At 42.2% G+C, this 22,077-nt stretch carries 19 protein-coding genes; 13 read left to right on the plus strand and 6 right to left on the minus strand.

Features of this window, described 5'->3' with window-relative positions; genetic code table 11:
• Positions 1-329: 329 nt before the first annotated feature.
• Positions 330-518, plus strand: a complete 189-nt coding sequence (locus DC077_RS01035; protein WP_109201465.1) for a hypothetical protein — start codon at positions 330-332, stop codon at positions 516-518.
• Positions 519-549: 31 nt separating this feature from the next.
• Positions 550-738 carry a hypothetical protein gene (locus tag DC077_RS10610; protein ID WP_133243540.1) on the plus strand — a complete coding sequence of 63 codons (189 nt, stop codon included), beginning with the start codon at positions 550-552 and terminating at the stop codon, positions 736-738.
• Between the two features lie 189 nt (positions 739-927).
• Here DC077_RS10610 and glmM read toward each other — a convergent pair whose 3' ends face one another.
• Complete coding sequence (glmM, locus tag DC077_RS01040; RefSeq protein WP_109201466.1) at positions 928-2,241, minus strand: phosphoglucosamine mutase; 1,314 nt, start codon at positions 2,239-2,241, stop codon at positions 928-930.
• A gap of 304 nt (positions 2,242-2,545) precedes the next feature.
• Here glmM and DC077_RS01045 point away from each other — a divergent pair, with 304 nt between their 5' ends.
• The 5 genes from DC077_RS01045 (at position 2,546) to asd (ending at position 7,962) form a co-directional block, all read left to right on the plus strand.
• Complete coding sequence (locus DC077_RS01045) at positions 2,546-3,505, plus strand: NAD-dependent epimerase/dehydratase family protein (RefSeq protein ID WP_109201467.1); 960 nt, start codon at positions 2,546-2,548, stop codon at positions 3,503-3,505.
• 150 nt (positions 3,506-3,655) lie between these two features.
• Positions 3,656-4,111 carry a dUTP diphosphatase gene (dut, locus tag DC077_RS01050; protein ID WP_109201468.1) on the plus strand — a complete coding sequence of 152 codons (456 nt, stop codon included), beginning with the start codon at positions 3,656-3,658 and terminating at the stop codon, positions 4,109-4,111.
• 3 nt (positions 4,112-4,114) lie between these two features.
• Positions 4,115-5,299, plus strand: a complete 1,185-nt coding sequence (locus DC077_RS01055) for an MFS transporter (protein ID WP_109201469.1) — start codon at positions 4,115-4,117, stop codon at positions 5,297-5,299.
• A gap of 314 nt (positions 5,300-5,613) precedes the next feature.
• Complete coding sequence (gene leuB / locus DC077_RS01060; protein WP_109201470.1) at positions 5,614-6,684, plus strand: 3-isopropylmalate dehydrogenase; 1,071 nt, start codon at positions 5,614-5,616, stop codon at positions 6,682-6,684.
• 153 nt (positions 6,685-6,837) lie between these two features.
• Complete coding sequence (gene asd / locus DC077_RS01065) at positions 6,838-7,962, plus strand: aspartate-semialdehyde dehydrogenase (RefSeq protein WP_109217760.1); 1,125 nt, start codon at positions 6,838-6,840, stop codon at positions 7,960-7,962.
• A gap of 150 nt (positions 7,963-8,112) precedes the next feature.
• Here the strand turns inward: asd and DC077_RS01070 are convergent, their stop codons facing one another.
• Positions 8,113-10,248, minus strand: a complete 2,136-nt coding sequence (locus DC077_RS01070; protein ID WP_109217761.1) for a YgiQ family radical SAM protein — start codon at positions 10,246-10,248, stop codon at positions 8,113-8,115.
• A 461-nt stretch (positions 10,249-10,709) separates the two neighbouring features.
• Between DC077_RS01070 and bfr (DC077_RS01075) the strand changes: the two genes are divergently transcribed.
• Both bfr (DC077_RS01075) and bfr (DC077_RS01080) read left to right on the plus strand, forming a co-directional pair.
• The gene (bfr, locus tag DC077_RS01075; RefSeq protein ID WP_109217762.1) at positions 10,710-11,177 is read left to right on the plus strand and encodes a bacterioferritin; all 468 of its coding nucleotides are present in this window, start codon (positions 10,710-10,712) and stop codon (positions 11,175-11,177) included.
• 129 nt (positions 11,178-11,306) lie between these two features.
• Positions 11,307-11,780 (plus strand): bacterioferritin, encoded by a 474-nt coding sequence (gene bfr, locus DC077_RS01080; RefSeq protein WP_109217763.1) that lies wholly within the window; start codon positions 11,307-11,309, stop codon positions 11,778-11,780.
• A 398-nt stretch (positions 11,781-12,178) separates the two neighbouring features.
• Here the strand turns inward: bfr (DC077_RS01080) and DC077_RS01085 are convergent, their stop codons facing one another.
• Positions 12,179-12,391 carry a bacterioferritin-associated ferredoxin gene (locus tag DC077_RS01085; RefSeq protein ID WP_275663856.1) on the minus strand — a complete coding sequence of 71 codons (213 nt, stop codon included), beginning with the start codon at positions 12,389-12,391 and terminating at the stop codon, positions 12,179-12,181.
• Between the two features lie 534 nt (positions 12,392-12,925).
• On the opposite strand from DC077_RS01085, the gene epmA reads away from it, so the two are divergent.
• Entirely contained in the window at positions 12,926-13,891 is a 966-nt protein-coding gene (gene epmA, locus DC077_RS01090) for an EF-P lysine aminoacylase EpmA (RefSeq protein ID WP_239990386.1), read from the plus strand.
• A gap of 506 nt (positions 13,892-14,397) precedes the next feature.
• Positions 14,398-15,372, plus strand: coding sequence for a hypothetical protein (locus DC077_RS01095; protein WP_109217766.1), 975 nt, complete (start codon positions 14,398-14,400; stop codon positions 15,370-15,372).
• A 176-nt stretch (positions 15,373-15,548) separates the two neighbouring features.
• Here the strand turns inward: DC077_RS01095 and DC077_RS01100 are convergent, their stop codons facing one another.
• Positions 15,549-16,040, minus strand: a complete 492-nt coding sequence (locus DC077_RS01100) for an acyl-CoA thioesterase (RefSeq protein ID WP_109217767.1) — start codon at positions 16,038-16,040, stop codon at positions 15,549-15,551.
• A gap of 413 nt (positions 16,041-16,453) precedes the next feature.
• Here DC077_RS01100 and uvrD point away from each other — a divergent pair, with 413 nt between their 5' ends.
• Positions 16,454-18,658, plus strand: coding sequence for a DNA helicase II (uvrD, locus tag DC077_RS01105; protein ID WP_109217768.1), 2,205 nt, complete (start codon positions 16,454-16,456; stop codon positions 18,656-18,658).
• Between the two features lie 576 nt (positions 18,659-19,234).
• Positions 19,235-20,218, plus strand: a complete 984-nt coding sequence (locus DC077_RS01110) for an MDR family oxidoreductase (protein WP_109217769.1) — start codon at positions 19,235-19,237, stop codon at positions 20,216-20,218.
• A gap of 14 nt (positions 20,219-20,232) precedes the next feature.
• Here DC077_RS01110 and DC077_RS01115 read toward each other — a convergent pair whose 3' ends face one another.
• Together DC077_RS01115 and DC077_RS01120 are read right to left on the minus strand one after the other, a co-directional pair.
• Positions 20,233-20,751, minus strand: a complete 519-nt coding sequence (locus tag DC077_RS01115) for a flavin reductase (protein ID WP_109217770.1) — start codon at positions 20,749-20,751, stop codon at positions 20,233-20,235.
• Positions 20,752-20,831: 80 nt separating this feature from the next.
• The gene (locus tag DC077_RS01120) at positions 20,832-22,061 is read right to left on the minus strand and encodes a DUF726 domain-containing protein (RefSeq protein WP_109217771.1); all 1,230 of its coding nucleotides are present in this window, start codon (positions 22,059-22,061) and stop codon (positions 20,832-20,834) included.
• Positions 22,062-22,077 lie beyond the last annotated feature (16 nt).

The following is a 22,077-nucleotide window of genomic DNA, read 5'->3' on the forward strand; positions in this document are numbered from 1 at the left end:
CGATATTTTGCCTCTTTTATTAGCAGATTCTTATTTTAAGGAGCGATTGTGACAACTATGTAACAAAGCAAAGGATTGCGCAATGATTTGTCATCTTTATGTCATCTCAATAGGGTATAAGGTAGAGGGGAGGTCTCGAAACTATTCAGCTTCAGTCAATTTCAACAAGTAAGAAGATTTTTGAGCGGCGGGAACCGACTATTTCGTTTTTTTCACCGGTGCATACCCGCCAATCGGCATCTTCGATGCCGGGGAAGTTATTACTATTTACAATGCACTTATCGGTAATTACCGGTGATTAAGAATCGCCAACTGCCGGCGCGCAATTTATGGAAGAACGGAATAGTAAGGACCGGCAGCGTTCAGCTTCTGTTTGTATTATTTTCAATAAGAAGGGCAGTGGAGCGGCGGGAACCGACTATTTCGTTCTTTTAGCCGGTGCATGCCCGCCATTTGGCATCTTCGATGCCGGGGAAGTTATTACTATTTATAATGCACTTATCGGCAATTGCCGGTGATTAAGAATCGCCAACTGTCGGCGCGCAATTTATGGAAGAACGGAATAGTAAGGACCGGCAGCGTTCAGCTTCTACTTGTATTATTTTCAATAAGAAGAGTCGTGGAACGGCGGGAACCGACTATTTCGTTTTTTTCACCGGTGCATGCCCGCCAATCGGCATCTTCGATGCCGGGGAAGTTATTACTATTTACAATGTACTTATCGGTAATTACCGGTGATTAAGAATCGCCAACTGCCGGCGCGCAATTTATGGAAGAACACGATAGTGATCTCCGGCAACTCAACAGATCTTCTTATTTCAATGAATCATTTTTAAGAGAGTTCTTGGAGTAGCGGGAGCCAATTATTTTGCTCTTTTCACGATTACATGCCCGGCAGTTGGCGCTTTCAGCCCGAGGATAGATCTTTTAATGATGACTATTACGAATAATATCCGCTAAATATTGTGTATGTTTTTCGCTGATCTCATACTCATCACTCTCCACCATAACGCGAACAACAGGTTCAGTGCCGGAGGGGCGAATTAAGACTCGACCTCGACCTGCTAATGCTGCCTCAACCTCTTCCATCGCCTCTTTTAGCGCATCACTCTCCCAAGCTGCACCTCGTTCAATTCTAACATTGTGCATTACCTGTACAGTCTTAGGAATACGATTGCGGATTTCGGCAAAAGTTGTACCACTCTGTTTCATCAATTGAATGGCTTGAAGAGCGGCAATAATACCATCGCCGGTAGAGTGCTGATCGAGACAGAGAATATGACCCGAGTTCTCCCCACCAATATTGAGATCTAACTGATTGAGAAGCTCTAAAACATAGCGATCCCCAACATTAGAGCGATGTAGCGTGATGCCTTGCTCTTTAAGCGCAAGCTCAAATCCTAAATTGCTCATAATAGTGCCGACAACCGCCTTTTCTTTGCGCTCAGTGGCTAATAGATAGAGGATATCATCTCCATCAAAAGGGCGACCTGTTTCATCAATAATTAGAAGACGATCACCATCACCATCAAATGCAACACCATAATCGGCTTCTTCTGCCACTACTTGAGCCATAATTTTTTCCGGCGCGGTAGAACCGACAGCATCATTGATATTGATACCATTTGGGGCAGTTCCAACCTCAATGACCGTAGCACCTAGATGGCGAAAGAGTTCAGGAACGATCTGGTAAGTAGCGCCATGGGCACAATCGACAACGATTTTATCCCCTTTCAGTGAAAGCTCCGGCGCACTAGCAAGACAGAAGTCGCGATACTCAGTGCGTGCTGTTGAGAGCTCTTGAATAGTCCCTACGACGCCATTTTGAGGTGGAGAGAAGGGCGCATCGATCCCTGCTTCGATGGAGAGCTCTACATTATCATCGAGCTTTTCCCCTTTCGCATTGAAGAATTTAATTCCATTATCATAGAAAGGGTTGTGAGATGCTGAGACAACAATACCGGCGATCGCTTGATGCTTCATCGTTAAGTAAGCAACGCCCGGTGTTGGGATTGTGCCGGCAAGTAGGACATTGACGCCCGCATAAGTGAGTCCTGATGCAAGAGCCGCAACAAAGAGGTCGCAGGAGATCCGGGTATCCTTACCGATAACAACGGTACTACCTTCTTCTTGGGCAAGTGCCTTTCCTGCCGCAAACCCAAGTTTAAGAGCAAAGTCGGGTGTGAGAGGAAATTCTCCTACTTTTCCACGGACACCATCAGTACCAAAATATCTTCTCATTGCGCGGACTCCTTTTAGTTCCAACTCAAAATTTAAAAATATGGGGAAAATCATAGCAGATTTTTAAAGCGGAGGTCTTATTTGAAGTGTTAAACGTCAATTAGGATCAAGTTTCCTAGGGATCTTTTAACGGATGAGCCATCATCTATCTATCAGTCTATCTATCAATCTATATGTCATGATAGATCGGATAAGTCATTACCTATTTATCAGACTGCATTTATCGAGATAATTTAACTCAAGTTCCCGATTTATTTTGTTATACTGAGAGAATTAGAGTTTACAATCTATTTCAGGAGCAGAAATGAATCGAAAGAAAGTGTGTATCTTTGGGGGAACAGGTTTTGTCGGTTCTCCTCTTGTTGTGGCATTGGCAAAAAATGGGTATCGCGTCACAGTAATTTCTCGTGATCGTAATGTGCAAAATGATGCTTCATGCCTCTCTTATGTTGAATTTATCGATGGCTGTAAATTAGAAGATGAAGCGGTGATTCGTCAACATATGGCCGGCTCAGATTATGTGATTAATCTTGTGGGAACCTGGGATAATAATCGTCGTAGAGCAACGAAAGCACATGTGACCTATCCAACTCGCATCTATGAGATCGCTAACGATTTGGGCGTTAAAAAGATGATTCATTTTAGTGCATTAGGCGCTAAAGAGGGGCAGAGCACCTTCTTTACAACAAAGGCGGCCGGTGATAAAGCACTTCTTGATCTTGCTGCTAAAAATGAGATGAAGTTAGCAATTGTTGCTCCCTCATTGGTGGTCGGCTATGAAGATCGCTTCAGCTACAATTTAGCACGCTGGATTCGTCATTCTCCTCTTTTATGGTTGCCGATGGCTGAAGCAAAAGTACAACCTCTTTTTATTGATGATCTTATCCAAGCGGTTTTTGCACTTCTCGAGCAAGATCATGAGCAGGTCATCTTTGAGCTTGCTGGCAAAGAGCAATATCGCATTAAAGAGATTGCACAAAAAATTGCAAAAGAGATTACACCTAAGCGCCGTATGATTATCGGTATGCCTAACTTTATCGCGGGCATCTTAGCTTTCTTTATCGGCTTTATTCCACGCTTCCCCTATAATCGCAATCAGTTAAAGAGTGCGAAGACCGGTTCAGTTACAACGCGAAATGATTTTGAAAAGTTAGGTTTAACGCCGGCAAGCTATGAATCTGTACGTCAAGCTGAGATGCCGACGACAGTCTTAGATAAATATTATTACGACCGCCTCAATGCGCGTCGACCTGTTAAGCTCTAATTGATTAGAACTCATTAAAGAAAAATAGATAGCGAAATAACAAAGTAAGCTCCTTATATTTGAAGGTTCTCATAAAAGAGATCAATTAAATATAAGAGAGCTTCTTTCTTTCTCAACAAATGAATAATGATAAGAAAGGATAAATAGAAGATGCTCAATGTTGAATTTAAAGTATTAGATCAACGTCTTGGAACAGAGTTTCCCCTCCCTAATTACGCAACTGCAGGTTCTGCCGGCTTAGATCTTCGCGCAATGATCGATGAAGATATTGTGATTAAAGCCGGGGAGAGTCTCTTTGTGAAGACCGGAATGGCGATCTATCTTAAAGATCCTCGCTATGCGGCGATGATTCTTCCACGCTCGGGTCTTGGGGTTAAGCATGGCATTGTCTTGGGAAATTTAGTAGGCTTGATTGATGCTGATTATCAAGGTGAATTAATGGTTTCACTCTGGAATCGTAGCGATAAGGATTTTACCTTAACAGTGGGTGAGCGTATGGCGCAGATGGTGATCGTTCCTGTAATTCAGGCAAACTTTGAGCAAGTTGAAGAGTTTGAAGCATCAGAGCGCGGTGAAGGTGGATTTGGACATACAGGACGAAAATAGAAGATGGTGAGAGAGAAGGGGTATCGAGTTCCATTAGCCTGCTTTTGGCTAGTCTTTTTAGCCGCGGCATCATTACGGGTAACGTTAACCTCGTTAGGACCAGTGATGAGCGATATCTCCGAAAATTTAGCACTTTCGAGTGCTGTGGTTAGCTTTTTAGTGACCATTCCGGTGATCTGTATGGGAATCTTTGCACTTATCGCTTCTCCATTGAGCCATCGATTTGGTTTAGAGCGGGTGATTACCTTCAGCCTCTTCTTGATCGGGGTTTCCACCATTACTCGTAGCTATTTTCAGAGTACAACGTGGCTCTTTCTCTCCTCCTTTTTAATGGGGATCGGTATCGCAATTGCCGGTCCTCTTCTCTCTGGTTATGTAAAACATCACTTTAAGCAGCGCAGTAATGTGGGGATGATTTTCTACACATTAGGTATCAGCATCAGTGGTGTTTTAGGGACGATGAGTAGCTCTATTTTGAACCACTATCTCCATTGGAAGTGGACATCGACGCTACAATTTTGGGCGCTTCCGGTACTTTTTGTATCGGCAGTCTGGGCGGCTTTCTATCTCTTTAGAGGGGGCGCGCCGGCTAATCAGCAGGCTCCTAAAGCGAAGATGCCCTGGAATCAACCTCGGGCCTGGATGTTAGTCGCCTGTTTTGGTCTACAATCAGGACTTTTTTATACCAATGTCGCTTGGCTTCTCCCCTTTTTATTGGAGAAGGGGATCGATCAATTTCATGCGAATACGCTCCTTAATCTTTCGATCTTAAATGGTATTATCGGAGGCTTTTTGATTCCGATTATTGTGATTCGTTTAGGATTGAGAATGACGAGTCTCGGCGCTATTTTAGTGACGATACTTGCGGTGGTAACGCTCCTTTGGGGTGGAAATAATCTCTTCCTTCTCTATGTCACCGTTGGAATCTTAGGTATTTTAGTCAGCTCTGGACTCTTTGCATTGACGATGCTTCTCCCCTTTTATGAGGTAGATGATGGTAATGCGGTGGCAAGTTGGACAGCGATGATGCTCTTTGGCGGCTACTGCTTTGCGGCCTTTATTCCTACAATTTTAGGATGGCTCTATGATCTTACCGGAACATATGACACGGTCTTTTTAGGGTATCTCCTCAATGCAATATTACTCGGAATAGTCTTCTACCGATTCTTTAGCACGAAGAAGGGCTAAGAAAGAAGGGTTAAAAAGGAGTAAGAAGGCGTAAGAGGCGCAAGCTCAATTGCTGGAATAATTGTCCAAATTACGATCAAAATTACAAGCGAATCGATCAGGTCAATAAAAATAATCGCTCAAATCGATGTTGAGTACTATGATTTTTTAGAACGATCTCGTATATTGATTTGTGGAGCTTTAAAGCTCCGATAGTATATTCGATGATATAAATAGGTGGGCGGTTTGGTATTCTTCTACCGAGCGGCTCTGATCAATCAGATAATAATTAGAGAATAGATCAAAACTCTTGAGATTTGGAGAAGGTTAGAAAAATGAAAGTATTAGTTTTAGCAGGGGATGGAATTGGGCCGGAGATTGTTGGAGAAGCGGAAAAAGTTCTCAATTTTGTTGCAGAAAAGCATCAACTCTCCCTCACTACTGAGCATGCATTGATTGGTGGAATTGCAGTGGATGAGAAAGGGGAGCCCCTACCTGCTGAGACCTTAGCGCGCGCAAAAGCGGCAGATGCTATTCTTCTCGGATCGGTTGGTGGACCTAAATATGATTCACTTCCACGCAATATTCGTCCTGAACAGGGATTATTAGCAATCCGTAAGGAGCTCAATCTTTTTGCGAATCTTCGTCCTGCGCAGGTATTTAAAGAGTTAGCGCATGCCTCTAGCCTTAAAGATGAGTTAGTTGCCGGGCTCGACATTATGATCGTGCGGGAATTAACGGGTGATATCTATTTCGGCCAACCTCGTGGAATTGAGGAGCGTAATGGTGAGCGTGTAGGTTTCAATACCATGATTTATTCCGAGTCTGAGATTCGCCGCATTGCCCATGTTGCTTTCCAAGCTGCACAAAAGCGTAATAAACGTCTCTGCTCAATCGATAAGATGAATGTATTGGAAGCGACGCAATTGTGGCGTGATGTGGTGACGGAGGTAGCAGCTGAATATCCTGATGTTGAGCTCTCCCATCTTTTAGTAGATAACGCCGCGATGCAGTTAGTAAGAGCGCCTAAGCAATTTGATGTTATGTTAACGGGAAATATTTTTGGAGATATCCTCTCTGATGAAGCATCAATGTTAACAGGTTCGATCGGCATGCTTCCTTCAGCCTCTCTTGATGAGAATAACAAAGGACTCTATGAACCGATTCATGGATCAGCACCCGATATTGCCGGTAAAGATGTGGCCAATCCTTTAGCAACGATTCTCTCAGTTGCGATGATGTTCCGCTATACCTTTGCAAAAAATGAGATTGCCGATGAGATTGAGAGTGCGGTAAAACAAGTCTTGAGCGAAGGATATCGTACGCGCGATATTGCCCAACCTGGTGAAGAGGTTGTCGGGTGTGTTGCTATGGGGCAAGCTGTCTTAAAAGCATTAGGTGCTTAATTAAAGTTGATTGTAACTGATCGTAACTAATCGTAACTAATTGTGGTTAGTTGAAATTAATAGAAGTTAATTGAAATCGACCGGCGTCGATTGAAGCCGGTCGAATCAGAGAATAATTAAATAATAAATTAAATAATAAAGGATCAATATAAGATGAAAAAGTTGGGTTTAATCGGTTGGCGTGGAATGGTCGGCTCCGTTTTAATGGAGCGTATGGAGAAAGAGAATGATTTTGCCGGAATTCACACCACCTTTTTCTCAACCTCAAACGCAGGTGGTAAGGCACCTGTGGTTGCCGGAAGTTATGAATCAGCACTTGTAGATGCTTTTGATATTGGGGCGCTTGCGGCACAAGATATTATTATTAGCTGCCAAGGGGGCGATTATACATCTGCTGTTTTTGGGCAATTACGTGAAGCTGGATGGCAAGGTTATTGGATTGATGCCGCATCAACCCTTAGAATGGATGAAGATGCGCTCATTATTCTAGACCCTGTTAATCGAGATATTATCGATCAAGGTTTAGCGCGTGGTATTAAAAACTTCATCGGCGGAAACTGTACTGTAAGTTTAATGTTGATGGCGCTCGGTTCTCTCTTTAAAGAGGGGCTTGTTGAGTGGGCGACCTCAATGACCTATCAATCTGCTTCCGGTGCGGGTGCGCAAAATATGAAGGAGCTCTTAGAGCAGATGGGGGCAATCCATTCGCTTGTCAATAATGATCTCTACAATCCGGCAAAGAGTATCTTAGAGATCGATCAGATGATTACCGATTCTTTCGCAACTGATCAATATCCTAAGAGCCGTTTTGGTGCTCCATTAGCCGGTAGCTTAATCCCTTGGATCGATAGCGAGCTTGAGAATGGGCAGAGCCGTGAAGAGTGGAAAGCGATGGCGGAGAGTAATAAACTTTTACAATTGGAGCGTTCTGTACCTATCGATGGAACTTGTGTCCGTGTCGGAGCAATGCGTTGTCACTCACAAGGTTTAACTGTGAAATTGACTAAAGATGTTCCGTTAGATGATATCGAAGCGATGATTAAAGAGAGTAACCGTTGGGTTAAGGTGGTTCCTAATCATCGTGATATTACGATGCAGGAGTTAACGCCGGCAGCAACATCCGGCACAATGACTATCCCTGTGGGCCGCCTTCGTAAGATGAATTTAGGGCCTGAATATCTCAATGCCTTCACTGTCGGGGATCAGCTTCTCTGGGGTGCAGCAGAGCCACTTCGTCGTATGCTCAATATCTTATTAGAGAGAGAAGAGTCACTCTAATCATGTCGCTCTAAAAATAGAAATAGAAAATAGAGATTTGTTATAAAAAATCCCACAGTTCATTCATTTGATCACTGTGGGATTTTCTCTTTTGTGCCTTCGATCTTTACCTCTTCAACCCTTATGTAGATTAAAGGTAAATGGACTGCTTTACCGCTCTCGCTTTCCTCTTCTTCTCGGGATTCCATGATAGTTGGTGGTAAATTGTTGACCTCGTTGATATTGTCGTTGGCGTCGCTCTTTATGACTCTCTGCCGGCACTAATGCTTCTTTGCCTGAACCGATCAGATCGCTTCTTCCCATATAGCGTAATGCTTGACGCAGTTGTGGCCAATTATTGGGATCGTGATAACGGAGGAATGCCTTATGAAGTTGCCGGCGCTTGAGGCTCTTTGCTGTTCCTACATGTTCAGAATTACGGCGAATCGGTTTGAGGGGATTTCGCTCAGAATAGTACATCGCAGTTGCAACAGACATCGGTGTCGGCATAAAAGCTTGTACCTGATCAGCGCGGAGATCATGTTTTTTAAGCCAGAGCGCAAGATTGAGCATATCCTCATCACTTGTACCGGGATGGGCGGCGATAAAGTAGGGAATTAGATATTGCTCTTTTCCCGCTTCGCGCGAGTATTTTTCAAAGAGAGTCTTAAAATCCTCATAGGCTTTCATCGAGGGCTTCATCATCTTAGAGAGCGGCCCTTCTTCGGTATGCTCCGGTGCAATTTTAAGGTATCCACCCACGTGATGAGTAACTAATTCTTTGATATATTCAGGCGATTGCGCTGCAAGATCATAACGAACGCCGGAGGCAATATGGATCCGTTTAATGCCTTCGATCTCTCGAGCTTTTTTATAGAGTTCAATAAGTGGCTTATGATCAGTATTGAGATTTTGGCAGATGCCGGGGTAGACACATGAGAGTTTGCGGCAATGCTTCTCAATATTGGGATCTTTACAAGCTAAACGATACATATTGGCTGTTGGGCCACCAAGGTCTGAGATATAGCCTTTAAAATCGGGGCTGCGATCTCGAATCTCTTTCACCTCTGCTAAGATAGAAGCTTCAGAGCGGCTCTGGATAATGCGTCCTTCATGCTCTGTGATTGAACAAAAGGTACAACCGCCAAAACAGCCCAGCATAATACTAACGGAGTGCTTGATCATCTCCCATGCCGGAATATGGGCATCACCATAGCTAGGATGAGGTGCTCGTTCAAAGGGAAGTGCGTAAACGGCATCCATCTCTTTGGTAGAGAGAGGGATTGGTGGCGGGTTGATCCAAACATCGAGATCCCCATGTTGCTGCACCATCGGGCGCGCATTAAAAGGATTGGTTTCAAGATGTAAAATACGACTAGCATGAGCATAGAGCGCCGCTGTTTCTGTGACATCTTCAAAGCTAGGTAGACGAATGGTGAGATCGGTTCGGCTAATATTTTCGCTCTTGAGGGTCGATTTTGCTTGATCTTGTGTTGGCGCTTCAAGGGCGACATTGGTTTCGCAATCACGACTTGTGATGGTTCCGTAAGGATTAATATAGGGGTCGATCTTACCCACATGATCAAAGTGAGTAGAATCGAGTTCATGGCGCCCAAAATGGTGTTTTCCATGAGGACGAATAAGGGCTGATCCTCGAATATCGGTAATATCTGCAATCATCTCGCCGGCAGCAAGACGGTGGCTTAGCTCCACAATAGAGCGCTCACCGTTGCCAAAGAGGAGAAGATCAGCTGCGCTATCGACTAAAATAGAGCGACGAATCGTCTCTGACCAATAATCATAATGAGCAACTCGGCGAAGAGAGGCCTCAATTCCACCGATAATAATAGGAATATCCCGATAAGCTTCTCTTACCTTTTGACTATAGACAATCACCGCTCGATCAGGGCGTTTACCATTCACATCTCCGGCAGTGTAGGCATCATTTCGGCGAACTTTACGGTCTGCCGTATAGTGGTTGACCATAGAATCCATATTACCGGAGTTAACTGCAAAGTAGAGATTCGGCGCTCCTAAGCGCATAAAATCATCGAGCGAGCGCCAATCGGGTTGAGAGATCACTCCGACACGAAAACCTTGCGCTTCTAGCAAGCGGCCTAAGATTGCAGTACCAAAGCTTGGGTGATCGATATAACTATCGCCTGTGACAAAGATAATATCGCAACTATCCCAACCGAGAAGATCCATCTCTTCTCGTGTTGTAGGAAGAAATGGCGCCGTACCAAAACGATGAGCCCAATATTTTCGATAGGAGAAGAGCGGTTTAACGCCGTCATATTGTCGCATAGTAAAACCTATATAAGTAAAGGATTGATACTGACCGGTTATCGCCTGAAAGTGGCGGTAAGAGCGGTCATAGATGGGCTCGATAATACCCTTTTATTGCTCAATATCCAAGAAAATAGGGAAATTGGTAGAGAAATATTGCGTGAAAATATTGGTTAAATTTTGCTCAAAAAGAGCGAGGTGGAGCGATTCTGCTTTAAGAGATATTACTATTTACGAGCTATTTTTATCTAAAATTTCAGCTATCTATCTGTTTTTATAGGGATTTTTCATTTAAAATTTTGGAGTATCACTCATCGTTATTTGTAAATCATTTCTGTTTGTAACTTATTGATTAAAGAGGTTTCTCTCAATTCGTAATGTGGGAAATAGTTGTTATACTGTTACGTAAGTTAAGTCGTTGCATTGAGTTGTAGCGATCGTCCGATTCAATAATTTCAATAATAAAGAGGGAATATAAAATGAAAGGAAATAGCGACGTTATCGATTACCTAAATGTTCTTCTTGCTGGTGAGTTAGCAGCAAGAGATCAATATTTCATCCATGCAACAATGTACAACGAATGGGGATATCAGAAGTTATTTGAGCGTATCTTCCATGAGATGGATGATGAAACTGAGCATGCGAAGAAGATCATTGAGCGTATCTTGATGTTAGAAGGTACTCCTAAAATGGTGCCGGACGCGATCCATATCGGCTCTACAGTGGAAGAGATGCTTCAAAGTGATCTTAACCTTGAACTCTCTGTACGTGAAGCTTTGAAGAAAGGTATCGCGTTGTGTGAAGAGAAACAAGATTATGTTACTCGCGAGATGTTAGTTGAGCAGTTGAAAGATACAGAAGAGGATCATGCTCACTGGTTAGAGAAACAACTTCGTCTTATTAAGACTATTGGTCTACCACTCTATCTTCAAAATGAGATCGCTTAAGACCGATTTTAAGGTGATAGCGATCTATTAGGATCTTTTAAGATTGAATCTTAGGGAATTGATTTAACAAACCTAGAGAATCAATCTTTAAAAGATCAATATCTATTTTTAGAAATTGGGGTAAATCATATGAAAGTTGAACGTTCTGTCTTGTTGCAACTCAATAAGGTCTTAGGGCAATACTTAATCTCTATTAACCAATATTTTTTGCATGCACGCATCTTAAAAAATTGGGGCTTTGAAGGATTGGGTCATCCGGTCTATAAGAAATCGATTCAAGATATGAAAGAATCAGATGATCTTATTGAGCGTATTCTTCTACTTGAGGGATTACCGAACCTACAAGAGTTAGGTAAGTTACTCATCGGGGAAGATGTACCAGAGATCTTAAAGTGTGATCTTGATCGTGAGTATCAGAAACGAACCGTTTTAGTGGAAGCAATTGCGCATTTAGAGACGGTGCAAGATTATGTCTCTCGTGAGCTCTTAGAGAGATTACTTGATGAGAGTGAAGAGTATATCGATTGGCTTGAGACTGAGAGAGAAAATATCGATACCTTAGGCTTAGAGATCTATCTTCAGCAGCTTATTGAGAAGAAGTAGCTTAAGCATCAATTAAAGATAAGGCCAAGTTGATTGCATCACCAGAGATAGATCAATATCGCTCGATGTGAGTGACTTGAGTTTCTCTTAATGATTCTTTTAATGATTTTATTAATGATCATTTTAGCCGTTACTATACGTTAGCAGTTAGTTGATCTTTGATCTGTTTAGTCTCCAATTCTCCATTCAATAAACAGAAGATCATTAGCATGCTGAAACGGCTAGAATTATCAAGCAAAAAAAATCTCAGAGGATTTAATAGACCTCTGAGATTTTTTTATGGAAACTTTTTACGCTGTTATAAGTTTTTTTAAGTAATTATCTTACAAGAATTGTTGAGATATAAATTGCAATTATCGCGAGCTTACCGTGCAACAACAAGATAACTAACCAGAAAACTACCGTAATTCATACGCCTGTGGGACGGGGTTGTGGGTCGATTGAGGGGATGCTTCGCCGGGTAAGAGACTTCTGGCAATATCTGCACAAGATCCGCAACCGGTTGCAACACCAAGTTGTGCTTGGAGTGCTTCAAATGTTGTGACACCATTTTCGACAGCTTCAACAATCGCTTTATCAGTAATCCCATTGCAAAGACAAATATACATCATTAATTCCTCTTATCGATGATCGCTTTCTACATACTAATAATAATTATTCTTATTTGCAAGTAGTAAATAGTGCGATTTGAGAAAGTTTTTGTAAACTCACTATTTCGTAATAGGAAAGTATCGTGGAGGCGATAGAGAAGTAATAAAGAAGTAATCGAAAAGAGGAGGAACTTCCTTTCACACTTCGGTTAATATTTTGAGTGTCTCTACTAATTCTCAATTTATCGCATATCTGCACACTTATTTATCTTAAATAAGAAAAGTGAATAAAAAGCGACTAAAGATCAAAGATCGAAAAAATATACACTATATTATGACGTAAGGTTTTATTAAGGGCTCAACTATCGGCATTTTACCTAAGTTTCACCGTTATTTTGTCGACAATTTTGGGTCTTTACGATTGATATTAATTGTTTGCTTAGCAGTTTGATTAACGCTTTTATTAAGGGTGTATTGTTATTATTATCAGGCGTTAGATCGCGACTTACAGTAGCAATAGCGATATATCTATTATCATTAGAAGGGAGTAAAGCATTGAGTAGAGAGATAAAAAATTTACGAGATAAGCTATGGCAGCGTGGAGAGTTACTGAGGATGATCCGCGATTATTTCTTTTTAGAAGAGGTTGTTGAGGTCGATACGCCCATTATGAGCCAATTTGGCAATCCTGATCCTGCGCTCCTCAATTTTAAATCCCGCTACAATGGCCCTGGTCGGCTTCATGGTGATGACACCTATCTGATTACCTCTCCTGAATATCATATGAAGCGTCTATTAGCGGCGGGTTCAGGCTCTTGTTACTATCTCGGCAAAGTCTTTCGAGATGGAGAGTTGAGTCATCGTCATAACCCGGAATTTACCATGTTAGAGTGGTATCGTGAAGGCTTTGATCTCGAGACGCTCATGGAGGAAGTTTATCGTCTTCTCCGTCTTCTTAGTGCAAAGCCGCTTGAGCGCGAATCTTATAGTTATCAAGAGGCATTTTTAAAGTTTCTGCAGATAGATCCTTTCACACTCTCCTTTGAAGCGCTACTTCAATTTATAGAAGACTCAGAGCTCTCCTTAACTTTTACCCCGCGAGATCGAGATGAAGCGTTAGATCTTATAGTTTCTCATCTCTTAGAGCCACAATTTGACCCTGATAAGGTTACCTTTCTCTATCACTATCCTGCAACGCAAGCTTCATTAGCCAAAATTGTGGAAGAGGAGGGCAATTTGGTAGGGAAACGTTTTGAAGCTTATTGGCAAGGTTTAGAACTTGCGAATGGTTATGAAGAGTTAACAGAGAGTCATGAGCAGCGCGCTCGTTTTGAGGCGGAGAATAAGGCACGTCAACAGATTGGATATGAGCCTGTTCCACTCGATCATCTTCTTCTTGAGAGTTTAGATCAGCTTCCATTTTGCAGTGGTGTTGCTTTAGGGGTTGATCGTCTTTTAATGGCTATTTGGGGTAAGGAAGATATTGCCGATGTGCAAGCCTTTGGTTTTGAGCAATCATAATAGCTCTTTTGTAGTTATTGATTGAAATAAAAGAGGCTGAATGCTGCCGGATTTCACCATCGCGTTCTTCCATAAATTGCGCGCCGGCAGATGGCGATTCTTAATCGCCGGAAATTACCAATAAGTGCCTTGTAAATAGTAATAACTTTTCCGGCATCATCGATGCCATTTGGCGGGCATGCGATAGTGTTAAGAATGAAATAGTCGGTTCCCGCCGCCCAACAAACTCTCTTAAGGATTGATTATTAAAATACAAGAGGCTGAATGCTGCCGGATCTTACCATCGCGTTCTTCCAGAGATTGCATGCCGGCAGATTATTTCTTTAAATCATTAGGTTAATGCTCATAAATAGTTATGATGATCAGATATTCTTGATCATAATTGGGTATAATCTCGGGAGGTAATCTTGAAGAGTGAGTGGAAGATCAAAATAACTAAATCGTTATTAAATCGTTATTAAATAGTTATAGATCTAGAAATTTGGGAAACTGAGAGAAGAGGTGAGATGATGGTGGATGCGCCGAAGCCCTTTTGGCAAACGTTGCGATTTATATTGAGTAATCTCATTGTATTGAGCTACTTTTTAGTACGTGTAACACCTGAGAGCCAAATACTCGATGGTGTTGTCTTTACGCTCGATACCTTCTTAATCCCTATGTTTGTTTTTATTGCGGCCTATTTAACACAAGATATCTCCCTAAAGGAGATTAAGAAAGCGGTCATTCCTGCCATTATCACCTGCAGTGGCTTTCAATTGATTAATACAATTCCTGCAATTATTGCCGGCGATTTCTCTCTTTTACAATTCTTTATCGAACCGCTCGACGGAGTCTGGTTTATTATTGCCGTACCATTGTGGCAAGGCTTTAGTAAAATGCATGCGGAATTACGCCACCATCCGATCATTACGATGATTTTCTTCTCTATCATTGGTTTTATCGCTTTTTTCTATGGATTACCCTATTCAGGACTCTTTTCTATCGTGGCCTATTTCCCGATCTTTTTCCTCGGGCGCCGTATTACTCATCAAGCGGTTCATCGTTGGCGGTCAGCACCGCTCTATCTTCCTCTGTTATTGTTAGCGGTAGGGCTAACCTCTGCCTACTTTGGTTTTATCCATTATCCCCATCCGCTCTCCTTTAGAACACTCTATCAGCTCCCTCTTGAAGAAGCGCTTATCTACTATCTCCTCTTTATGTCCCTTTTAGGGATGTTTGGAATGGTGATTGTCTACTTTATTCGCTATATCTCACTATTAGAGGGCGTTGCACCTAAAGCGTTGGGGGTCTATCTTATCCATCCCATTATCTGTGTTATTGTTTTGACGGCATTGGCGCACTCTCAAATTGCTATAACACTTCCTGTTGCGCTTATATCGACATTAATTACTATTGTAGTTGCCGTTGGACTGGCTTCCATCTTCCCCTTTAACTGGCTCTTAGCGCCAAAAATCTCCCATGAGGAGTATGAATCTGCTTAACGAGTGAACAGAGGTGGTAGGGAAGAGCGATAGAAAGAAGCATAAGACAAAAAAGATAAGATAAAAAAGATAAGATAAAAATAAAACCTAAACAGAATAATCCGCTTAGGTTTTAAATGCATCATACAGACTGAGATAATCGATAAGATTGATGAATCTGAGACTCAGCCTAGAAACTACTCCTCATCTTCCTCTTTAATCTGCGCTTTATCAAAGGCTAAGCGAGAGTTGAGACGAAGTACCGCATTATCAAAACGGCGCTGATCAGTACGATTGCGAATCTCTAATTTAGGAACCGGCGTTGGTGTACCATTGTCATTAATCGCGACCATGGTGAAGTAGCAACTATTGGTGTGGCGCACTTCACGTGTCTTAATATTTTTAGCTTCAACTCGAATACCGATCTCCATCGAGGTACGACCGACATAGTTCACATTTGCGTGAAAGGTTACAAGCTCTTGGACATAGATCGGCTGTTTAAAGACCACCTTATCAACGGAGAGGGTCACTACATAGGTACCGGCATATTGGCTTGCACAAGCATAGGCAACTTGGTCGAGGAGCTTTAAAATATTGCCCCCGTGAATATTACCTGAAAAGTTGACCATATCGGGTGTCATTAAAACAGTCATACTGAGTTCACGTGTGGGTGTTTTTGTATCAATCATTTTTCCTATCTCATTTGAAATCAATAAAAGGTATAATTGCTCTCTATTATAGTGGGTCAACTGAAATCATACAGTATCAAATAGTATCAAACCCACTTATTCTTTTTATAAGAGTGATTATAGATCTTGATGAAGGTAAAACTGTATCGATTCGATGAACCTTGATCCTAGAGATGATATTAATCTGCTTGGTAAGCATCGATTAATCTTCATTTTATCGGGGTTTATGGGATCAGTTTAGTAAATTTCACAGTAACTTTTACATTAACTTTAATGAGTTTTAGTCAGTTTATAGCTCGTTTTATTTTAATCTATTTTAGCCAGCTTTAGCTGGATTTAACTAAGTTAGCTTTCATCAGCTTTAATCAGCTCTACCTTTATTTATATCACGATAAATTATTCCGGCAAGATAAATGAGTTATTTAGAACAATTAAATGAGAGTCAATATGAAGCAGTTACGGCACCGCTTGGACCTGTCCGCGTATTGGCAGGAGCAGGATCGGGTAAGACACGTGTTTTAATCTCTCGCATCGCTTGGCTCTTAGAGACTGAACAGGCAGAGCCTTTTGGTATTTTAGCAGTAACGTTCACCAATAAAGCGGCGTTTGAGATGCGCACGCGGTTAGAGGATACCTTAAAGTTTTCATTACGAGGTATGTGGATCGGGACATTCCACTCGCTCTGTCACCGAATTTTACGTCTACATCACCGTGATGCAGGATTGATTGAGAACTTTCAGATCCTCGATAGTGATGATCAGGTTCGTCTCTGTCGGCGCGTTATTCGGGCTAGAGGCTTAGATGAGAAGCTCTACCAACCTCGGGTATTAGCCAACTTTATTAATGGGCATAAAGAGGAGGGACGAAGAGCGCAACATATTGAGGTCTATAATGATCCCTTTACTAAAAATCTCGTCCAGCTCTACCATGATTATCAGACGCTATGTGAGCAATCGGGATTGGTGGATTTTTCTGAAATTCTCTTAAGAACCGTTGAATTATTGCGAACACATCAAGCGATCTTAGCGCACTATCAAGAGCGTTTTAAGTTTGTCTTAGTAGATGAGTTTCAAGACACTAATAGCGTTCAATATGCTTGGTTGCAACTTCTTTCAGGAAAGCATCAAAATCTTTTTGTTGTCGGTGATGATGACCAATCGATTTATGGTTGGCGCGGAGCTAAAGTGGAGAATATCCTCCATTTTGATAGCCATTTTGAAGGGGTGACAACAGTTCGTCTAGAGCAAAATTATCGCTCTACAAAAGCGATCTTAGAGGCGGCAAATCATGTAATAGAGAAGAATGATACCCGTTTAGAGAAGCGTCTTTGGACCGATAATGAATCGACGCAGCCGATTATTCTCTATCGTGGAACTGATGGTTATGATGAGGCGCGTTTTGTCGTTGAGACGATCAAAGAGCGCTTAAAAGAGGGGTATCGTAAATCAGATATTGCGATTTTATACCGCTCGAATGCTCAATCTCGGCTCTTTGAAGAGCTTCTATTGCGTGGGCAGATTCCCTATCGTGTCTATGGTGGGTTACGCTTCTTCGATCGGGCTGAAATCAAAGATATTATGGCCTATCTGCGGATGGTGGTAAATCCGAATGATGATGTCTCATTAGAGCGCAGTATGACAACGCCGCCGAAGGGAATAGGGCAGGCAACTATTGAGATGATTCGAGAATATGCCGCGCAGCAGAGAATCTCCCTGTGGGAGTCGATGCAACATCTGCTTGAGGGGCAACAGCTAAGCACAAGAGCGCATAATGTTCTTTTAGCTTATAGTGCCCAGATTCATGATCTTATGCAGAAAGTTGAAGAGATGAAGCTCGATCAATTTTTTGCTTACGCCATTGAGCAGAGTGGATTGAAAGCGCAATATAAGAAAGAGCCCCTCAATCGGGGGGAAGATCGAATCGATAACCTCAATGAGCTTATCACTGCGGCAGAATACTTTATGATGAGTGATCAAGTTGAGTTAGCTTTTAGTGATGATCCGGTTGATATTCACTCTTTAACCACAAAAGAGCAACTCGATGCTTTTATGGGGCAAACCTCTCTCGATTCGAGTGAAGCGCAAGCAGAAGCGGGTGAGGATTCCATTCAGTTGATGACACTCCATGCATCAAAAGGACTCGAGTTTCCTATCGTCTTCTTAGTCGGAATGGAAGATGGGATGTTTCCTAGTGATGCTTCTATCCAAGAAGCTGATCGATTAGAAGAGGAGCGCCGTTTAGCCTATGTGGGAATTACGCGGGCTGAGAAGATTCTCTACCTCTTAGGGGCAGAGCAACGGATGATCTATGGTAAGACATTACGGATGCCACCTTCACGCTTTATTCGAGATATTCCTCCCCATCTTGTGGAGATGATCGGTCCGGCAATAGCAATTCGTCAAACATTGCCAAGCGGAAACCGAGGTGGGAAGCGGGAGCAATTTGAAGATAATATTGATGGCTATAAGATCGGTCAATTTGTCTCGCACCCTAAATTTGGTGATGGCGTTATTCAAGGATTTGAAGGTGTTGGTGCGAGTACCAGAGTGATTGTGGAATTTTCAGAAGCAGGGCGAAAAGTATTGGTGCTTAGTTTTGCTAACTTAACGATTTTGTAGCTATTTTTTGAAAATAGTGGTCATTTTTCTCAGTAGAAAGAGGAAAGATGATATAGGTCATACTACTAGGGAGAGAAACTTGTTTTATATCAATAGTGTAGCGGTGAGTCTCAGTTAGACTGTTAATCATTCCCTAGTAGTAGGCAATAACAAGTTCAAATCATCAATGCATTTCGTCTATTAAATGTTTATTTGAATGGATATGCCTAATATTTTTACTGGTTTTAACGTTTCGTTAGAACCAGTTTTTTTTGTCCAAAATTTGTCACAAGATATTCAAAGGCTTTAAGAAATTAAGGAGTTAAGGAGTTAAGGAATTAAGGAATTAAGGAATTAATTGCCGGCGCTCAATTTCTGGAAGAGCGCGATGGTAAGATCTGGCAGCGTTCAGCTTTTATTGGTCTTGATAATCTCTTAAAAGAGACGTTGATAGAGAGCACTTTATTTACTTTTGGTAAAGATAGGTCTACCCTAAATATTCTACTTTCTCAATCGTGAGAGATTTGAGGATTAATCTGTAATAGATTAATCAGAGATTGCTTGCCGATTTTGAGACGATTTTATAAGGAGTAAAAGATGTTTAAAGCCCTCTATCTACAAGATACCCCACAGTTTAGCTGTTCACTCTCATCCATTTCCCTCGATGAACTCTATCGGGAAGAGGGTGATACCTTGGTTGAAGTTGAGTATTCAACGCTAAACTATAAAGATGCTTTAGCCATTACCAATCAGGGGAAGATTGCACGTCGTTTTCCAATGATTCCAGGAATCGATCTTGCCGGGCGAGTTTTAGAGAGTCGCTCTGATGCTGTGAAAGAGGGTGATCGAGTCTTTATCAATGGCTTAGGTCTAGGTGAAAATCATTATGGAGGGCTTAGTGAGCGAGCTTATCTCAGAGGAGAGTCGTTACTCCATCTTCCTGAAAATTATAGTACTTTTGATGTAATGGCTTTTGGAACGGCTGGATATACTGCCGCGCTCTCTGTTGCTCGTCTATTGGAATTAGGTTTGATGCCCGAAAAAGGGGAGATCCTCGTCTCTGGTGCCACAGGGGGCGTTGGAATGGTTGCAATTATGTTGCTCTCGAAATTGGGTTTTGAGGTTGTTGCTCTCACCTCAAAGATCGATCAACCTCAATTTTTTACACAGATTGGCGCTCAGCGAGTGGAAGATGCTCGACCTTATTATGAAGCAGGGCGTATTCTGCAAAAAGGGCAATATCAAGGGGCAATTGATGTTTTAGGATCACAACCTCTTGTTAATATCTGCGCACAGATTCAATATGGAGGCGCTGTTGCTGCATGTGGTTTAGCACGAGGAATGGATCTTCCGGGAAGTGTTGCTCCCTTTATTTTGCGTGGCGTTACACTTGCCGGGATCGATAGCGTCATGGCTCCACGATCAGCGCGGATGAGAGCTTGGAAACTTTTAAGTGACAATATTAGTGGGGAAGAGATCCGTTCACAAGTTGAAGAGATCTCTCTGACCGAAGCTATTCCCGTCGCTAAGAAGATGATTGATGGTCAAATTCGTGGGCGCTATGTGGTTAAAATTAGGTAGCTAAGCCTAGATAACTAAGCTTGATCGATATGATGAAATTGGCGATTGAAGTAGAGAAGACCAGCGCTTTTATCTTCGTTAATCGCCATATAATCGAGCTCAATAATAAAGAGGGTGTGGGTCCCTACTTCATAAGTTGCGGTAACGCGACCCTCTAAATTGGCTAAAGCATCTTTGAGGAGTGGAAGATCAGATGGGCCTTCGATAAACTCAAATCGTTCAAAACGCTCTTCCATTGAGACGGGATGCATCCCTCCAAAATATTCTGCTGCCTCTTGCTGATGAGCGCTTAAGATATTAACCGCCATTCGATTATGTGCTTTAAAGGCCGCATTGCTTGCACTATTGCGATTGATTGAGACGAGCATTGTTGGGGGCGTATCGGTAATAGAGACGACCGCCGTTGCCGTTAAGCCACAACGACCTAGAGCACCATTTGTTGTAATAATATTCACGCCTGCGCCCAATTGCGCCATTGCATCTCTAAAGTTCTTCTTAATATCTTGATGGTGGTCATCCACAATCTCTTTCATCGATTATTCCCTCCTGTAGTGAACCATTGATTCTAGCGCTTTCTCCGAAGTTTGAAAAGTAGGAATCAGGGATCTCACCATTATGAGAGACGTTTTTTACCAATCTTGCTTAAAATTCGTTGATAGACTTCAGGATAGCGATCTTTCCATTGGGTATGGCTCTCAACAATATCACTGCAATCGATATTGATAATTCGCTCACTATCGCTCTCGATAGGATAGTAGCCGATCGGCTTGCTCAATTTTGCATTAGCGATGGCATAAGCGGTATGAAGCGTTGCATCATGATCAGAGTGGCAATTGTAGATCTTGCCAGCGATCGCCGCAGTTAGACTCTCCCACTCTTTAGCATTATTATCGACCGCTCCACCAAGAAGAATCACATTGTTGATCTTAATTTGAGGGTGATATTTGAGGAGCTCAAGGGTATAGAAGATGACACGGCAACCTAACGAGTGGGCGATGAGAGTGTAGGGGATTTCACCACTCTGATAGAGAATATTTCCCAAAAGCTCGCCGGTATCTGCCGCTTTTTTCATCGAAACATGCCAAGGATTGGTGATAGCACTATAGGCAAGTTGTGCTAAGAGCAATTTTTTTGAGAAGATATTTCCCAGTTTTGGGGAAAGAAAGGAGCGAGCGAAATCTTCAAAATTCTTGGATGCCCATGTTAATCCATAGATCTCAATATTATCGGGGATCAATTCAAAAGCGCGGCACCAATCTTCAAAGATCTTATCTCGCTCTTTTAAAAAGCCATTGATCACAATGGCACGATGAGGAGGTTTGGGGGATTTAGATGGCATCTCTGTTTGAGCAGCTTTAGGGGGCTTTTGTAACTTAATAATTTCAAAGCGCTCATCATCGGTGAAATATTCGCTAAGTAGATGTTTACCAATAGTTGCCCCAAAGCTATAATTTTTGCGCTCGATCGTTAGAAGTCGCTCATATTGGGTAATATCTTCTAAAGGTGGGTCGAGTGGTGCAAAACGGATAATGGTGCCGTCATGTTCAGCACAGCGCTCATTATCCCAAGTGAAGAATTTCCCAAAGCTCTCTTTATCGGCCCCTTTTGCCATATTGTCACAAAAGCGGCATTGAACCGTGTAGTGATGGCATTGAGTACATTGATAGATACTCCGTCTTAAACGATGCGCTTCAATGAGCTGATGATCCGTGGCATTTAAGCACCAAGAGCAGTAGCGCTCTGCCAATAGTGGCGCTACTTGAGGTTCCTCTTTAATCTCTTTCTCTTGGGAAAGATCAGCGACATTTTCTAACTCAGAGGTGCTTGGGTTATCTTTTTTCATTCAATAAATCCGCTTA

This window comes from Ignatzschineria cameli (assembly GCF_003121895.1).
GTDB lineage: Bacteria > Pseudomonadota > Gammaproteobacteria > Cardiobacteriales > Wohlfahrtiimonadaceae > Ignatzschineria > Ignatzschineria cameli.

What these genes read in the sequence shown, in the direction of transcription:
- DC077_RS01045 (WP_109201467.1), top strand. Translation starts at nt 2,546, where the DNA reads ATGAATCGAAAGAAAGTGTGTATCTTTGGGGGAACAGGTTTTGTCGGT.
- DC077_RS01055 (WP_109201469.1), top strand. Translation starts at nt 4,115, where the DNA reads ATGGTGAGAGAGAAGGGGTATCGAGTTCCATTAGCCTGCTTTTGGCTA.
- bfr (WP_109217763.1), top strand. Translation starts at nt 11,307, where the DNA reads ATGAAAGTTGAACGTTCTGTCTTGTTGCAACTCAATAAGGTCTTAGGG.
- DC077_RS01070 (WP_109217761.1), bottom strand. Translation starts at nt 10,248, where the DNA reads ATGCGACAATATGACGGCGTTAAACCGCTCTTCTCCTATCGAAAATAT.
- bfr (WP_109217762.1), top strand. Translation starts at nt 10,710, where the DNA reads ATGAAAGGAAATAGCGACGTTATCGATTACCTAAATGTTCTTCTTGCT.
- DC077_RS01100 (WP_109217767.1), bottom strand. Translation starts at nt 16,040, where the DNA reads ATGATTGATACAAAAACACCCACACGTGAACTCAGTATGACTGTTTTA.
- DC077_RS01035 (WP_109201465.1), top strand. Translation starts at nt 330, where the DNA reads ATGGAAGAACGGAATAGTAAGGACCGGCAGCGTTCAGCTTCTGTTTGT.
- asd (WP_109217760.1), top strand. Translation starts at nt 6,838, where the DNA reads ATGAAAAAGTTGGGTTTAATCGGTTGGCGTGGAATGGTCGGCTCCGTT.
- dut (WP_109201468.1), top strand. Translation starts at nt 3,656, where the DNA reads ATGCTCAATGTTGAATTTAAAGTATTAGATCAACGTCTTGGAACAGAG.
- DC077_RS01085 (WP_275663856.1), bottom strand. Translation starts at nt 12,391, where the DNA reads ATGATGTATATTTGTCTTTGCAATGGGATTACTGATAAAGCGATTGTT.
- DC077_RS01095 (WP_109217766.1), top strand. Translation starts at nt 14,398, where the DNA reads ATGATGGTGGATGCGCCGAAGCCCTTTTGGCAAACGTTGCGATTTATA.
- DC077_RS01110 (WP_109217769.1), top strand. Translation starts at nt 19,235, where the DNA reads ATGTTTAAAGCCCTCTATCTACAAGATACCCCACAGTTTAGCTGTTCA.
- DC077_RS01115 (WP_109217770.1), bottom strand. Translation starts at nt 20,751, where the DNA reads ATGAAAGAGATTGTGGATGACCACCATCAAGATATTAAGAAGAACTTT.
- DC077_RS10610 (WP_133243540.1), top strand. Translation starts at nt 550, where the DNA reads ATGGAAGAACGGAATAGTAAGGACCGGCAGCGTTCAGCTTCTACTTGT.
- glmM (WP_109201466.1), bottom strand. Translation starts at nt 2,241, where the DNA reads ATGAGAAGATATTTTGGTACTGATGGTGTCCGTGGAAAAGTAGGAGAA.
- DC077_RS01120 (WP_109217771.1), bottom strand. Translation starts at nt 22,061, where the DNA reads ATGAAAAAAGATAACCCAAGCACCTCTGAGTTAGAAAATGTCGCTGAT.
- leuB (WP_109201470.1), top strand. Translation starts at nt 5,614, where the DNA reads ATGAAAGTATTAGTTTTAGCAGGGGATGGAATTGGGCCGGAGATTGTT.
- uvrD (WP_109217768.1), top strand. Translation starts at nt 16,454, where the DNA reads ATGAGTTATTTAGAACAATTAAATGAGAGTCAATATGAAGCAGTTACG.